Annotated in this window: 11 protein-coding genes; 7 read left to right on the forward strand and 4 right to left on the reverse strand. The window is 36.5% G+C overall.

The window, feature by feature from the left end; translation table 11 throughout:
• Positions 1–9: 9 nt before the first annotated feature.
• The 6 genes from ACQKCJ_RS14150 (at position 10) to ACQKCJ_RS14175 (ending at position 9988) form a co-directional block, all read left to right on the forward strand.
• Positions 10–1467: a RagB/SusD family nutrient uptake outer membrane protein gene (locus ACQKCJ_RS14150; RefSeq protein WP_427402249.1), complete on the forward strand. Its 1458-nt coding sequence runs from the start codon at positions 10–12 to the stop codon at positions 1465–1467.
• Between the two features lie 79 nt (positions 1468–1546).
• Positions 1547–2536 carry a redoxin domain-containing protein gene (locus ACQKCJ_RS14155; RefSeq protein WP_427402250.1) on the forward strand — a complete coding sequence of 330 codons (990 nt, stop codon included), beginning with the start codon at positions 1547–1549 and terminating at the stop codon, positions 2534–2536.
• Positions 2537–3175: 639 nt separating this feature from the next.
• Positions 3176–4417, forward strand: a complete 1242-nt coding sequence (locus tag ACQKCJ_RS14160) for a M14 family metallopeptidase (protein WP_271336113.1) — start codon at positions 3176–3178, stop codon at positions 4415–4417.
• Between the two features lie 18 nt (positions 4418–4435).
• Positions 4436–6601 carry a S9 family peptidase gene (locus ACQKCJ_RS14165; protein WP_427402251.1) on the forward strand — a complete coding sequence of 722 codons (2166 nt, stop codon included), beginning with the start codon at positions 4436–4438 and terminating at the stop codon, positions 6599–6601.
• 415 nt (positions 6602–7016) lie between these two features.
• Entirely contained in the window at positions 7017–8477 is a 1461-nt protein-coding gene (locus ACQKCJ_RS14170) for an amino acid permease (RefSeq protein WP_271336115.1), read from the forward strand.
• Between the two features lie 14 nt (positions 8478–8491).
• Positions 8492–9988: an aminotransferase class V-fold PLP-dependent enzyme gene (locus ACQKCJ_RS14175; RefSeq protein ID WP_427402252.1), complete on the forward strand. Its 1497-nt coding sequence runs from the start codon at positions 8492–8494 to the stop codon at positions 9986–9988.
• Positions 9989–10156: 168 nt separating this feature from the next.
• On the opposite strand, the gene ACQKCJ_RS14180 is transcribed toward ACQKCJ_RS14175, so the two are convergent.
• Positions 10157–10486, reverse strand: a complete 330-nt coding sequence (locus ACQKCJ_RS14180) for a winged helix-turn-helix transcriptional regulator (RefSeq protein WP_271336117.1) — start codon at positions 10484–10486, stop codon at positions 10157–10159.
• 71 nt (positions 10487–10557) lie between these two features.
• Between ACQKCJ_RS14180 and ACQKCJ_RS14185 the strand changes: the two genes are divergently transcribed.
• Positions 10558–11004 (forward strand): VOC family protein, encoded by a 447-nt coding sequence (locus ACQKCJ_RS14185; protein ID WP_427402253.1) that lies wholly within the window; start codon positions 10558–10560, stop codon positions 11002–11004.
• A 127-nt stretch (positions 11005–11131) separates the two neighbouring features.
• Here ACQKCJ_RS14185 and ACQKCJ_RS14190 read toward each other — a convergent pair whose 3' ends face one another.
• The 3 genes from ACQKCJ_RS14190 to ACQKCJ_RS14200 form a co-directional block, all read right to left on the reverse strand.
• On the reverse strand, positions 11132–11869 hold the full coding sequence (locus ACQKCJ_RS14190) for a hypothetical protein (protein ID WP_271336120.1): 738 nt from the start codon (positions 11867–11869) through the stop codon (positions 11132–11134).
• A gap of 60 nt (positions 11870–11929) precedes the next feature.
• Positions 11930–14314 (reverse strand): TonB-dependent receptor domain-containing protein, encoded by a 2385-nt coding sequence (locus ACQKCJ_RS14195; protein WP_427402254.1) that lies wholly within the window; start codon positions 14312–14314, stop codon positions 11930–11932.
• Positions 14315–14648: 334 nt separating this feature from the next.
• Complete coding sequence (locus ACQKCJ_RS14200) at positions 14649–15242, reverse strand: hypothetical protein (RefSeq protein ID WP_271336122.1); 594 nt, start codon at positions 15240–15242, stop codon at positions 14649–14651.
• Between the last annotated feature and the right edge of the window lie 9 nt (positions 15243–15251).

Here is a 15251-nt window from a genome sequence, read left to right on the forward strand (position 1 = left end):
AAAAACAAAATGAAAACATATTTTAAATTATATAAAAAACTAGTTGTTGCCTTATTACTGCTTTCAGGGATTGCTTTTACTTCTTGTGAAAATAACGAAGACCTGAACATAGCACCGGAAACAACCGTTTCTGATAAGGATATTTTTAAAACTCCGGCAAGAATTGAAGGTTTGGTAAACGGAATTTATAAAGCTTTTAAAGGCGCCAGTTTATACGGAGGACGTTTCCTTTTGTATCAGGATCAGCGCGGAGAAGATTTTATCAATATTACAGCCAACAACTTTACAGGATACGAAAGCTGGAATAACTCATACAGTTCAGGTTCAAATGATATTAATAACCTTTGGGGATCAGCTTATTCAGCAATTAATAATGCTAATATTTTGATTGAAGGACTGGCGATAAACCAAGGTGTAATTACAGAAGAAAAAGCAAAGCAATACATTGGCGAGGCCAAATTGGTTCGTGCGCTTTCTTATTACAGTCTGATCATCAGCTACGGACAGCCTTATAATAAAGATGCCGGAGCCTCAAAAGGAGTTCCGCTTCGTTTAAAAGCAGAAACAGGAGCAGCCAATAATAATCTCGCAAGAAGTTCTGTTGCAGAAATTTACAAGCAGATATTGAAAGACTTAGATGAAGCTGAAGCTGCATTGCCGCAAAGTTATGCAACGGCAGATCTTAATACCACCAGAGCACACGTAAGTACCGCAATTGCCCTAAAAACAAGAGTATATCTGACCATGAACAACTGGACAAAAGTAATTGAAGAAGCTGTAAAATTAGCCCCTCAGGCACAAGCACCATTTTCTACTACTGCAAGTGATGTAAAACACACTTTACAGCCGGATATTACGGTTTTATTTTCTTCGAATTATGCAACGGTCGAATCTATTTTCAGTATTCCGATGAGTTCTTTAGATTCCTATACAGGGCAATCTTCCATCGCTTACATCTACAATACCAATTTAGAGTATTATCTAAATCCAACAGGTATTTTGGGAGATGCGCAATGGAGAACAACTGATAAACGCCGCGACTTAACCAGAACAGTTTCAGGAAAACAATATTTTAAAAAGTACGCAAAACCATCGCCATTCCTGGATTATATTCCAGTAATTAGATATTCTGAAGTATTATTGAATTACGCCGAAGCTGCTGAAAAAACCGGAAACCTGGCCCTTTCGGCTAATCTCCTTAAAGCGGTTCACCAGCGTTCAGATGCTTCGTATGCTTTTGCTCCCACAGTACTTTCAGATCCAAACCAGTTAATTAATGCCATCTTGAAAGAACGAAGAATCGAATTATTGGGAGAAGGTTTCCGTGGACCGGATTTGCTAAGAAATCTGCAGACACTTCCTGCCAAAGGCGACAGTAAATTACAAACTCCCGCAGTAACACCTTCTGATGCTAATTATATATTTCCGCCGGCAAATACAGAGTTGGCAACCAATAAATTATATTAAAAAAATCATTCATAATAATCAACCGTGGGCTTTGTCAAAGTTCAAAACTTTGACAAAGTTTTACTTAAACTCAAATAAAATGAAAAAAATACTATTATTTCTTACGCTTTGCCTTGGAGCAACAGCGACTCAGGCACAAGAAGCCAATGTGCAGCTAAAAGGAACAGTTGTAGATACTGTCGCCCAATATGTTTACTTGCAGAAATTCCATAACAAGATGTTTACCACTATAGACTCAGTAAAAGTGGTTAATGGAAATTTTAGTTTTAAAACAAAAGTAAAACTTCCTGAATTGTACGGATTAAGCGTTAATACAGCGAATACCCCACTTTATATATTCCTTGAAAAAGCACCGATCACCGTAAAATTGAGTCCTGCCAAATATTACAGCAATTCAGTTGTATCAGGCTCCGCATCTCAGGATTTGTTCGATGTGTACAAGAAAACACAAAATGTTGATATAAGTAAATTTATCACAGAACATCCCAGCTCTATAGTTTCAGCTTATGTATTATATAGAAACTGGTCGTACCGATTGACTCCGGAGCAAATTTTACAGAATATTGCACTATTAGATAAAAGTCAGCAAAATTCTACTTACGTAAAAGAATTAAAGGAATTGGTAACCGTGCTAAACGGATTACAAGTCGGAAAAAAAGCACCGGATTTTACGTCTAAAGATCCTGATGGAAAATCAGTTCGTTTTTCAGAAAATCTAAAAGGATATACGTTAGTTGATTTTTGGGCTTCGTGGTGTGCGCCATGCCGAAAAGAAAACCCGAATATCGTAGCAGCCTATAAAGAATATCACGATAAAGGATTTAACATCATCGGAATCTCTCTGGATAAAAAGAAAGAAAACTGGATCAAAGGGATTAAAGACGATCACTTAGACTGGTTACAAGTTTCAGAATTAATTTACTGGAATAGCGAAATCGCCAAATTATATGGCGTGAGAGCCATTCCTGCAAACTATTTAGTAGATTCTAAAGGAATAATCGTAGCCAGAAATCTTCGTGGAGAAGAATTACAATCGACTCTTAAATCACTTTTGAATCAGAATAATTAGTTTGGGAGAGTGGAAAGTGGAAAAGAATATAGAATATAGAGTATAGAGCAAAGAGTATAGAGGGAAAGGATTGTTCATAAAGTAACCGTACAGTTTGTCATCCCGAGGAACGAGGGATCACACGAGAAACTCAGCAAAGGAAAGAACAAATCTTTGTTGATCAGAGAGTGTGATTTGCTTCGCCTGTTCGCTATCGCTTGAGTCTCCTCCGTCGAAATGACAAAAACACAATCTTGTGATCCCGAGGAACGAGGGATCACACTAGAAACTCCACAAAGAAAAGAACAAATCTTTGTCGATCAGCGAGTGTGATTTCTCCTCCGTCGAAATGACAAAAACACAATCTTGTCATCCCGAGGAACGAGGGATCACACGAGAAACTCCACAAAGAAAGGAACAAGTCTTTGTCGATCAGCGAGTGTGATTTGCTTCGCCTGTTCTCTATCGCTTGAGTCTCCTCCGTCGAAATGACAAACATAGCTTGGTAGTTTTTCACAAATAGCGATGTGGCTTTAAATAAAAGCCTTTACAAACAAAGAAAAGCTATGTTTCTATGTGTTAAAATAATTATGCGGAAAATATTAAAATACAAAACAGTCATAGTCTCTATTTCAAAATAAATACAAAACAACAAGAAAAATGAAAACGAAATTATTTTTTTCAGCTGCTGTGTTACTAGCTATTTCAGCGAATGCACAAGTCAAAGGCGGCTTTAAGGGGCAAGATCCTATTACGGCGGTTTCGACCGTAACACGTCCGGTTGAGAAACAATGGAAAGGAGTTTTTGATAAAACGGGTGATGAGGTTTTTTTCGGAAATGATTTTACCGGAGCGCGATTAAACGGAGTAGTCAAAATTGATGATACAACGTTCAGCGTTTTGATTACGCCTGAAAATACGCCCATTAACGGAAGTCCTTGGTATGCTTTTAAAGTTTGGTCTAAAACTAATAAGGAAATTAAAATAAGATTTGATTATCCGCCCAATGTAAAACATCGCTATAATGCGAAAATCAGCGGAGATGGAAAAAAATGGATCGCTTCTGAAAACGGAACTTTTGTAAAAACAGAAAAAGATTCTAATTATGTTTTAAAAGTTAATGTAAGCAAAGACACCACTTGGATCGCTGCGCAGGAACTTAAAACCTCTAAAGATATAAACGAATGGATTTCGACATTAAAAAATAAAAATAATACTGCAGAAACGTCTATCGGATTAACTGCTGAAGGTCGAAAAATACCTGTGTTTAGTATCGGAAATTCTTCTTCCAAAAATAAAATCCTGATTTCGGGACGCAATCATCCACCGGAAGTTACAGGACATTATGCGCTGGAAGCTTTTGTTGCATCGTTAACAGCAGATACTCCGCTGGCAAAAAAATTCAGGAGCAAATTTCAGGTATATGTTATTCCGTTATTAAATCCTGACGGAGTTGATGGAGGGTTTTGGAGGCATAATTCGGGAGGAATCGATTTAAACAGGGATTATAATGAATTCAATCAACCCGAAACCCGAGCAGTTCGTGATTTTTTGAAACGTGAAATCAAAGATTCAAATAAGCTATTGTTTTCAATTGATTTTCACTCTACTCATGATGATATTTATTATACAGTTGATCCAAATTTAAAAGGAAATATTCCCGGTTTTGTACCCAACTGGCTAAATAAAGTCAAAGATGGAATTCCGGGTTATACGCCTCACGTAAAACCTTTGTATTTCAAACCTCCAACTTTTACCTTGTTCAGTTATTTGTTTGAAACCTATAAAACAGAAGCATTGGTATTTGAAATTGGAGACAATACACCAAAGGATTTTATCAAAAAGAAAGGAGAAGTTTCCGGAGAAGAATTTATGAAACTAATATTGGCAACTGTCAAATAATTTTATAATTATATAGAGATGAACAAAATCAAAAATAGAATTTACATTGTTTTAGCGCTGATTGCTTCTGTCTGTTGTTTCAGTCAGCAAAAAAAAGAGCCCATTCAGGTTACTGATCTTCTAAAAATCAAAACAGTTGGAGATGTAGAATTAACGAAAGATGGAAAAACAGCCGTATTTACGGTAAAAAGCATCATCAAAAATGCTGAAAATTCATTGGATTATGATTACGATACGCAACTTTGGTTAGCAAAAACTTTAGATAAAAGTGCACCAAGACAACTAACTTTCGGAAAAGAAGGATCGGGTTCTCCTGTTTTTAGCCCTGACGGAAAACAGATTGCCTTTACGAGAAATGTAAAAGGAAAATCGCAAGTATTTCTTTTAAAGGTAGATGAAGGTGGAGAAGCCGTTCAGTTAACCGATTCAAAATACGGCGCATCAAACCCAAAATGGAGTCCGGATGGTAAGCAGCTTTTGTTTACTGCCTCAATTCTAATCAACGAATTAGTTAAGGATTCGGTTTTAAATCCTAAAAAAGAATTGCCAATCTGGAGTTTCGAAAAACCCGGTTTTGCTGCGAACGAAAACCTGAAAGTAAACAAAATAAAAGCAGATCCTAACGGAAACCTTGAAGCGATTAGGGCTTATCTTGAAATTAACGAAAAAGATAAAAAGGCAAAAGTAATAGATAAGTTACAGTTTCAAACTGAAACCGGACTTACCAGCGAACTGAGGTTTTCTTATGTCTTCATTATAGATGCCAAACCCGGAGTCAAAGAATACGCCATTTCAAAAGGGTTTTACTCGTACACAAATCCTTATTTCGTAAGCAATACCAAAATTGCTTTCAACGGAAATCTTAATGAAAAAAGACATCCCGACAGAATTTTAGAAACTAAAATTTACACGATTAATACTGACGGAACAAATGTAACGGAGTTGCTGGGCGCAGAAAATTTGGTGTTTCAGCTTTTAGCGGTTTCTCCTTCGGGAAAACAATTGGCGTATCAGGAAAGTACCATTAATAATTTGTCTGTTCCGGTACTAAAAATTTTCAACTTAGAAAATCTTTCAGCCAAAACTAAAGTAATTGATTACGATCGAAATAATACCAATGTAAGGTTTTCTAAAGACGAGAAACAGCTTTATTTCATCTCGTCAAGTAACGGAGGATATGTTCTCGTAAACGTTTCTCTAAACACACTTAAACCAGAAATATTGAGTTCTGTCGATCAGGGAATAACAGATTATGATGTTAATAATGGAGTAGTGGCTTTCGCTAAAACAGATGTCAAAAATCCATCTGAATTATATGTGTCTGATCTCAAGTTGAAAGCACCAAGATTAGTCTCTGATTTTAATACATTCTGGCTTAAAAATAAAGAAATCAGCTTTCCTGAAAAAGGCACTTTTATAAACGATAAAGGTCTTGAAGTAGAATACTGGATTATGAAACCCATCAATTTTGAACAAGGAAAAAAATATCCGTTACTAACTGAAATTCATGGTGGACCCGCTTCAATGTTTGGTCCTGGCGATGGTAGTATGTGGTTGGAATATCAGTTTTTCTGTGCTCAGGGATATGGTGTAGTCTATAGTAATCCGAGAGGATCATCAGGTTATGGCGAAAAATTCCTGAGATCTAACATCAACGATTGGGGTACAGGACCAGCCAGCGATGTATTGATAGCATTAGATAAAACGGTTGCACAGGGATGGGCAGATACCAGCAGATTGTTTATTACAGGAGGATCTTATGCCGGTTATTTAACCACATGGATTATCAGTCACGATCAACGATTTAAAGCTGCTTCAAGTCAGCGTGGTGTTTATGATTTTGGGACTTTCTTTGGAGAAGCCAATGTTTGGCGCATGATTCCAAGATATTTTGGAGGATATCCGTGGGAAGAAAAAACAAAAGCAATTCTGGAACGTGAATCCCCAATTAATTACGTAGAAAATATCAACATTCCGTTTTTAATCATTCATGGTGATAATGATAATCGTACAGGAGTTTCGCAAAGCCAGATGCTTTACAAAAGCCTGAAAGTGCTTGGTAAACCTGTCGAATATGTAAGACAACCCGGCGCAAGCCATGAAATTACCAGAAGTGGTGATAACCGACAAAGAATAGATCAACTGCTTCGAACTTTTGAATTCTTTGAAAGATTCAATTATTAGTAAAAATGAGTAAACAAGATACGCATTGAATGTATTTATTTTTTAAGTACCAGTCGGACAACATGTTTATAGAAAATTATTTAAGAAAACCCATCTGATGTCTTATTTAGTTATAAATAAAAAACGTTATGTCGCTCCGCTGGGGCTTTGCGTTGGTGTTTTAAGTTAATTGACTATAAATATGTCGTTTTGGCTATAAATATGTCGCCACGTTGGAGATTTATGTTGGTTTATTGGGTCAATTGGCTATAAATATGGCGCCCCTCCGTAACTTTGTTCTGATTTTCCGGCGCAATTGGCTATGTGAATTATAAAAAGTGAAATACCTTCTTAAGGTTCAAAAGCTATGTTTCTATGTGCCTGGAAAAAATGTTCTTATCAGTTAAATGAATCGTTTATATTCAAAAATAAAATTATGTTATTCAAAAAATCAATAGAAAGATTAGTCTCTGAGAATGAGCAAAGTGAAGGAGCTGGACTAAAACGTTCCCTTGGCCCAATAAATCTTGTCGCACTTGGAATAGGTGCAATAGTTGGAGCGGGAATATTTTCTCTTACAGGAATTGTAGCGGCAGAAAATGCTGGACCTGCGGTTATTCTGTCGTTTATTCTGGCCGCTGTTGCCTGCGCTTTTTGTGCTTTATGTTATGCCGAATATGCTTCGATGATTCCTGTTGCAGGCTCAGCTTATACGTATACTTACGCCACAATGGGAGAATTTATGGCCTGGATCATCGGTTGGGATTTAGTTCTTGAATATGCGCTTGCTTCTGCTACGGTTGCGGTAAGCTGGTCGAGTTATGCCACAAAATTACTGGCACAGCTTCATATCAATTTACCTCCGGAATTAACAAGTTCTCCATTTGATCCGGTAAAGCTCGCTGACGGATCAACTTTAGCGGGAGGTATCGTCAATTTGCCTGCAATAGTTATTGTGGCGTTGCTTTCGCTTGTGCTTGCAAAAGGAACAAAGGAATCTGCTACAATGAATAATTTATTGGTATTGCTAAAACTGAGCGTAATTGTTCTTTTTATTGTTTTAGGCTGGTCTTTTATTCAGGACGAAAACTATCATCCGTTTATACCTGAAAACACGGGAGAATTTGGACATTTTGGATGGTCAGGAATTGTTAGGGGAGCCGCAGTAGTTTTCTTTGGTTTTATAGGTTTTGATGCCGTTTCGACAGCAGCTCAGGAATCTAAGAATCCTCAGAAAGATATGCCAATCGGGATCATAGGATCACTTCTGGTTGCTACCGTTTTGTATGTTGCATTCTCTTACGTGATGACCGGAATGGTTTCGTATAAAACTTTTATAGGAGATGCCAGTCCCGCTGCAACAGCTTTTGCTGTAACAGGGTATCATTTTCTGAATAGTGCGCTGATTATTGCGATTTTGGCAGGTTATACTTCTGTAATTCTTGTGATGTTAATGGGGCAATCCAGAGTTTTTTACAGCATGTCTAAAGACGGACTTTTGCCTTCTTTTTTCAGCGATATACACAGCAAGTTTAAAACCCCATGGAAAAGCAACCTTTTCTTTATGGTATTTGTGAGTATTCTGGCCGGATTTGTACCCATTTCAGATTTAGGACATATGGTAAGTATCGGAACATTATTTGCTTTTTCGCTTGTTGCATTGGGGATCATTATTCTGAGAAAAACAAGTCCTGAGATAAAAAGGGGATTTAGAGTCCCGTTCGTGCCTTTTGTACCCATTTTAGGTATTGGAGTATGTGTATTCCTAATGACGGGACTTCCTCTTGAAAGTTGGGAACGATTGTTTATCTGGATGGCAATAGGTATCGTGTTCTATTTTTTATACGGAAAACGACATAGTAAATTAAGAAAAGAAAATGAGGAATTAAAGAAATAATTAAAGATAAGGAAATGAATGCAGTTGAAAAGAAAACGAAACCAAGTCAATTAGAATACTATTTTTCTAAGTTTAGAGGAAATACAATTGGAGTAAATCATACATTCGAATCGGCATACGGAGAACAAAAACTGTTATATGCTGATTGGGTCGCAAGCGGAAGATTATATCTGCCTATTGAGGATATTATGCTCAATAAAATAGGCCCAATGATTGCGAATACACATTCTTTTTCAAGCGAAACAGGCAAAGCATCGACTTATGCTTATAATCATGCCAGACAAGTGATTAAAAAACATGTCAATGCCAATGAATCAGATGTTTTAGTAACCACAGGAACAGGAATGACGGCTGCTTTATCAAAATTACAGCGTTATATAGGATTGCGTGCTGCTGATAATAAATCTAAAGCTCAGTTTGATAATATTGATAAACCGGTAGTTTTTATCACTCATATGGAGCATCACTCGAATCAGGTTTCCTGGTACGAAACCAATGCCGATGTGGTAGTTTTACCGCCTGATGAAAACAATTTAGTAAATCCGAAAAAGCTTTCTGAATTACTTGAAAAATACAAAGACAGAACATTGAAAATTGGTTCGTTTTCGGCTTGTTCAAATGTTACGGGAATTATTTCGCCTTATCATAAACTGGCTAAAATTATGCATCAGAACAATGGATTTTGCTTTGTTGATTTCGCTGCATCTGCACCATATGTACAAATCGATATGCATCCGGAAGATCCTGAAGAACGATTGGATGCTATTTTCTTTTCTCCGCATAAATTTTTAGGCGGACCCGGAAGTTGCGGTGTTTTGGTCTTTAATGAAAATTTGTACAAAAGCGATGTTCCGGACAATCCGGGTGGAGGAAATGTAAAATACACAAATCCTTGGGGTAGTTATTCTTATAGTGAATCAATTGAAGTAAAGGAAGATGGCGGAACTCCGGGTTTCTTGCAAGTAATAAGAACAGCTTTATCCCTGAAATTGAAAGATCAGATGGCAATTGAAAACATCAGAAAAAGAGAAAAAGAATTGCTGGACCTGTGTTATTCAGAGTTTAAAAAAATTCCGGGTTTATCTATTTTAGGAGATCTTGAAACAGATCGAATTGGTTGCGTTTCTTTTATAATTAAGGATATTCATTATAATTTAATTGTCCGACTTCTGAACGATCGTTTCGGAATTCATGTTCGTGGTGGTTGGTCGTGTGCAAGTACATATGCCCATTATTTGTTTGATATTGACGAAGCGGAATCTAATGTTATAACAGAAGAGCTTTTGCAAAAAAATCAGAGTAATAAACCGGGATGGGTGCGTTTGTCGTTGCATCCTATCATGACTAATGAAGAACTTCTGTTTATTTGTGATGCGATACAACAAGTAGTTTCAAATTATAAAAACTGGCAGGGAGATTACGAGCACAATAGCGCTACAAACGAATACGAAAGTATTGTAACAGAATCAAGTATCGAGAGGGATGTAAAGGAATGGTTTTGGTTAGAATAGGTTTGGTTTATAATAAACACGAACCACTTCGTCTGTTCGGCTTCAGTTTAGATTCACGAATTTGCACTAATTTTTAATGATGTAGCCAAGTTTGTGTAATTAATTTCACAAACGAATTAGTTCAAATTCGTGAAATTCGTGTTTGCCCATTCTGTTTCCTTGATGCGATTAATTAATTTGCCATTGCGCCAGACCAGATAGAATATCTTCAAGCGATCTTCCTTTTTTAGTTAATGAATAACAGACTGATTCATGTTTTTTCTCTTTAATGATCAAAAAATCATTCGTTAATTGTTTGAGATGAAGTGCCAGCATTCGATCGCTTATAGACGGCAGAAGTTGTTTAAAATCAGAAAATGTTCTGGAATCATGTTCCAATAAGCAAAAAAGTAAAGAAAGCTTCCATCGCCCTGAAATAAGCAGTAGGGTTTTAGAAGCATTGCAGAAATCAGTAAGAGTTTGTTGATTTTCAAAGTTGGTTGAACTTTCTTTTCGCATCGCTAACAATTTTGTAAGGTGGCCATGTCACAGCCATTAGAAACTATATTTGTATCACAAAAGTAATCATAATGAATAATAACATAATAGGATTTCATCATTTTGCCATTAAGGCACAGGATTTTGAAAAAACAGTACAATTCTACGAAACACTTAATTTTGAAGCGGTGCATGGTTGGAGTTTACCGGAATTTAATTTAGAAAAGTGTGTAATGCTCAAGAATAAAGCATTTGACTGCCATATCGAAATATGCGACAGCAATGCTGATTTCCCTACACAGGGACGCAAAAGAAAACAAGGAGATCCTTATGTCGAAAATTCTCTTTTGCATATTTGTTTTACAGTTCGAGATGCCAAAAAAGCATACGATGAAGCGATAGAAAATGGTGCAAAACCTTTGTCTCCCAAAGAAACGTTAGAATTAAGAGATCAAATAAAAACGGTAACCGTTAGCAATAGTCTGGTTTATAGCCCGAATGGGGAAGTTATTGAATTTCTGGAATCTGTTGCTTTTTAGGAATCTTATAAACTTTGCCTAAATCTTGACACATTTTGCCGTAAAATCTTTTATAGTGCCACAAAATGCTAAAAAAAAGCCATTCCGAATAATTATCAGAATGGCTTTTTTGTATTATAAAGTACTTCTATTGTCCTAATAAATAGTAATTGCAGCGGTGGCGTTTACTATTAAATTTCACTTGTTTGTATTCACCTGAAACGGGTTCGATCCAATCTTGTCGAATGATATACAAACCTTTCATCGTAGTATAAAATACGGCTTCACCATTTTTATCAAGCACAATTTCTTTTTCCCAGTTTTCAGGATTAAAAACACGAAGTTTAGTTCCTGCTTTTGACGCTTTACCTTGAAAAAAAGCTTTAAGCGTTACTTTTTTTTCCTCGACAATAGTTATGATATCAAGTGTCTGCAAAGAATTGTTGTTGGTTTCAATCAAAGTACCAACATTATAAACTGATGCTATATAATCAATAGGGAGAACATTTTCGCCTTTTGATGCAGAGCGATCAATTACAGGATGTTTGTCATTTATTCCTAGAATCCTGTACTGACCTTCGCTTTTAGGTGTGAAAACAGCCAGCCAATGATCCTTTTGCATAATAAGTTCAAGTAGTTGCTGGTTGCCTTTTGGATCAACAATCCTAATCTGAAAATCACCTGTCAGTTCAAGTTCTTTACCTGCATCTCTGCGTCTCACCCCAAATTCATCCATACTGCCATAACATAATTCGATGTTTACAGGCTCATTTATCTTGCCGGAACCTTTTACATTGATCCAGTAAGCGCTTGCCATTGCAGGAACAGAAGAAAGCAGGCACAAGCAAAATGTGATATAAAATTGGGTTAAAGATTTGTTTTTCATAAAGACATTCTCTTTTTATTATTTTTGATCTGATACCGTTTTGCTCTTAAATAAAAGGTTTTAAAATCTCAGTGCAAAACTACCTAAAAATTGAGCAGGCATTTGAGGAGTAAGTCTCACGTTCCAGGCTTTTTCACTAGTTAGGTTATTTACTTTCAAGCTTATTCTGTATTTAGGCTGATCATAGTATAAAGCAGCATCAAGCATCGTATATTCAGGAATAGTAACTTTAGTAGTTTGAGTATTGATAACATAGGACATAGTACCATAATTACCACCAAAACCAGCGCCTAAACCTTGATACTTACCTTCAGGAATACGATAACTCAACCAGAAATTTACTGTAGTTGCCGGACCAGAAAGAGCAGGGCGTAAGCCATTGACAGTTGGGTCAGCTTTTGTATACTTACTATCATTATAAGCATATCCCGCTACCACATTGAAACCTGAGAAAGGATTTGCGGTAAATTCAGCTTCAAAACCACGGCTTTGTTGCGTTCCGTCTTGTATCGAATAATTTGTATCTGTTGGATCCGGTCTTAATGAGTTAGCCACTTGTATGTCATAATAACTAAGTGTTCCCACAAGACGATGGTTAAATACGTCACCTTTTACACCAAATTCCAACTGATTGGCATGCTCCGGTTTAAACGCCGTACCATCAAGCGCTTGTCCGCTTTTGTTAAGAAAACCATTCATATAATTCGTAAACAATGACAAATGGTCTTTGCTTAATTCGTAAACAGCACCAAGTTTTTGCGATAGCGAAGTTTGGTTATAAGGTCCTGCTGATGTACCATTAGCGCCAATTCCGCCAGCGGTTACACCTGTTGCAATATTATAAACACCAAGATATTCGTAACGATCTACACGTAAACTTACCATAGTCAATAAGCGATCTGTGATATTAAAAACATCAGATACATAAGCAGCATATGTATTGTCCCTGTTTTTCTCCTTGCGTAATACTCCTTTTCCTGCTTGTGCAAGAGAATTTACGGTTTGTAAGTTTGCGCCAGAGTTTGCGGGTGGATTTATGAAATCAAAAGCATCTGTAGTGATTGTAAGTCGGTCAAAATCATTATAATTGTTATAATAATCTAAGCCCACAACCATACGGTTTCTAAATCTTCCTATTTTAAAATCACCAATAAAATTCTGTTGAATATCAGTAGCAATAAAGTTTGTGTTTCCTGATATAACCTGAACACGGGCAGTGGTATCGCTCAAAGCGTTTATTGCGGTGATGTTACCATCGATCGTAGAACGTGCTCTTGAGAAAATAGTCTGAGACGTCCATTCTTCGGATATTTTATAATTAATTTGTCCAAATATATTCAACATCTGAGTGTTGTAAACCAGGTCATTACTCATAAAAGTCCTTTTGTAAGGAAAAGCGATATCTACAATAGATCTTGTTGTATTGCTTTTGTTATACGGATTAAAACGTACAACAGATGTTCCTTCTTCCTGACCAAATTCAACATCAAGCAAAAGTGATAACTTGTCAGTAATCTGATAAGAGAAACTTGGTGCTATACTGATGTTTTTTGAGAAGCCAAGATCCTGAAAGCTTTTTTGTTGCGTTGTGGCTCCGTTTAGTCGGAATAAAGCTGTTTTGTCTTCGTTTACAGGAGTATTAACATCTACTGTAAGACGATTAAAGTTGTAACTTCCGCCAACATAGGCTATTTCGCCGCCAAAATCGTTATAAGGTTTTTTGGTCACACGATTATAAACTCCGCCATAACTGCTTGCGACACTTGCTCCAAACAATGTTGCCGAGGGACCTTTGATAGCTTCAACACGCTCCAGATTAACAGGGTCGATAGAAGAAAAAGCTTGTCCGGCTACACCATTTCGTGCATTTGGTTCTGTCTCAAAACCGCGGGAACGAAAAGTTACACGTCCCTGATTGGCAATCATCGGGATACCGGCACCAGGTACATTCTTAGAGACGCTTCCAAGGTCAACAACAGATTGTTCTTGTATAAGTTCTTTTGATACAGTATTGTAGACCTGTGGGTTTTCCAGATTTTTAAGAGGTAAACGAGCGACATATTTACTTTCTTTTTTAGAAAACCTATTTACATTTCCTGAAACAGTAACTTCTTGCAATGCCATAACGTTTTCTTTAGGCAATTGGTAATCTGCTGTTGTAATTTGTCCTGAAACTACAGTGACTTCAATAATTTTTTCTGCAGAACCCAAAACCTGTATCATGATACGATAGTTTGCAGGTGGAATGTTTTTAAAACTATAATTTCCTTCTTCATCTGTAAGAGTAGATTTGTTTAGTTCTGTAATAGAAACCGAAGCAGAGGCAAATGGTTGTCCGTCAACAAGTTTTATCTGACCATAAATTGTACCCGTAGTTTGGGCGTAAGCAGTATTTAGGTTTGCCAGTACAATCATTACCAGAAAACAACGTAAAAAATGGTGCATAAATTTAAAATAAGGTGTTTATTTAATGGGCGCAAAAATAAACAATTATTTAGAATTAGTCTTGATAAAGGTTTCTAAATACTAATTCATCAAAAGATTTAACATTCATCTGTTGTTGAAAGTTAGAAGCAAAGGAGAGATTGTTAGAAAATATTCAAGTATAATAAAGAAGACAAAATAAAAATGAAAAGCAGTGACAATCGATTTGATTTTATCACAAAAAAAATGCCTTAAGTTCTTTCGATGAGAGAAAACTTAAGGCATTGGAAAAATTTCTAAAAGTGCTGCACAATAGATTGTGCAGGAGGGTACTGTATTTGAAACAGCTCCAAATTTATTCTTTATACAAGATAATTGTAGCTTTATATCCGGTTCCAACATTCCATTGACTGGATTTAATAACCGCTCCTTTATCATCAAAAACCTGAAATTCAGCTGTATTTGGTGAAGCGGAACCTTCGTTTAACGCTTCAAAATCAATTTTATTAATTCCTTTAACCAAATCTATTTTAAAACCCTGAAACGCACTTTCTAAAGTGACTTCTGTTTCAATAACTTTATCATTCAGGTAAACCCTGATTTTATCCCCGTCTACAAAAGCTGCATCACGATAACGCACTGTAGAAGTGGCTGTATTGGTTACATAACTTCCTAAGTATTCATTTCTTCTGTAAAAAATTCCCTCGACATTGGCCTCCGGTTTATACAGAATGTTATTTTTATAAAGATCATCCGGATTGATTTTTAAAACCGTCCCGTCTTTCAGAGGTGGCGTTTCCGGGTTTGGTGGCGTCTCTGGTGGCGGCAGACTTTCTTTGGTTTCAGAATTTTTGGATGGGATAGGCTTGTATTTATCCTTCAATTCTTTTTGTGCATATCCTTGCAGAGCAGTGCTCATTATAATAATCAGAAATAATATCCTTTTCATAAACTTTAA

It is taken from the genome of Flavobacterium sp. NPDC079362, from assembly GCF_050267765.1.
GTDB classification, from domain to species: domain Bacteria; phylum Bacteroidota; class Bacteroidia; order Flavobacteriales; family Flavobacteriaceae; genus Flavobacterium; species Flavobacterium azizsancarii.

Bases quoted from the DNA above. Each gene is read 5' to 3' on its own strand.
- ACQKCJ_RS14160 (WP_271336113.1), top strand. From the start codon at position 3,176: ATGAAAACGAAATTATTTTTTTCAGCTGCTGTGTTACTAGCTATTTCA.
- ACQKCJ_RS14175 (WP_427402252.1), top strand. From the start codon at position 8,492: ATGAATGCAGTTGAAAAGAAAACGAAACCAAGTCAATTAGAATACTAT.
- ACQKCJ_RS14180 (WP_271336117.1), bottom strand. From the start codon at position 10,486: ATGCGAAAAGAAAGTTCAACCAACTTTGAAAATCAACAAACTCTTACT.
- ACQKCJ_RS14150 (WP_427402249.1), top strand. From the start codon at position 10: ATGAAAACATATTTTAAATTATATAAAAAACTAGTTGTTGCCTTATTA.
- ACQKCJ_RS14185 (WP_427402253.1), top strand. From the start codon at position 10,558: ATGAATAATAACATAATAGGATTTCATCATTTTGCCATTAAGGCACAG.
- ACQKCJ_RS14170 (WP_271336115.1), top strand. From the start codon at position 7,017: ATGTTATTCAAAAAATCAATAGAAAGATTAGTCTCTGAGAATGAGCAA.
- ACQKCJ_RS14165 (WP_427402251.1), top strand. From the start codon at position 4,436: ATGAACAAAATCAAAAATAGAATTTACATTGTTTTAGCGCTGATTGCT.
- ACQKCJ_RS14195 (WP_427402254.1), bottom strand. From the start codon at position 14,314: ATGCACCATTTTTTACGTTGTTTTCTGGTAATGATTGTACTGGCAAAC.
- ACQKCJ_RS14200 (WP_271336122.1), bottom strand. From the start codon at position 15,242: ATGAAAAGGATATTATTTCTGATTATTATAATGAGCACTGCTCTGCAA.
- ACQKCJ_RS14155 (WP_427402250.1), top strand. From the start codon at position 1,547: ATGAAAAAAATACTATTATTTCTTACGCTTTGCCTTGGAGCAACAGCG.
- ACQKCJ_RS14190 (WP_271336120.1), bottom strand. From the start codon at position 11,869: ATGAAAAACAAATCTTTAACCCAATTTTATATCACATTTTGCTTGTGC.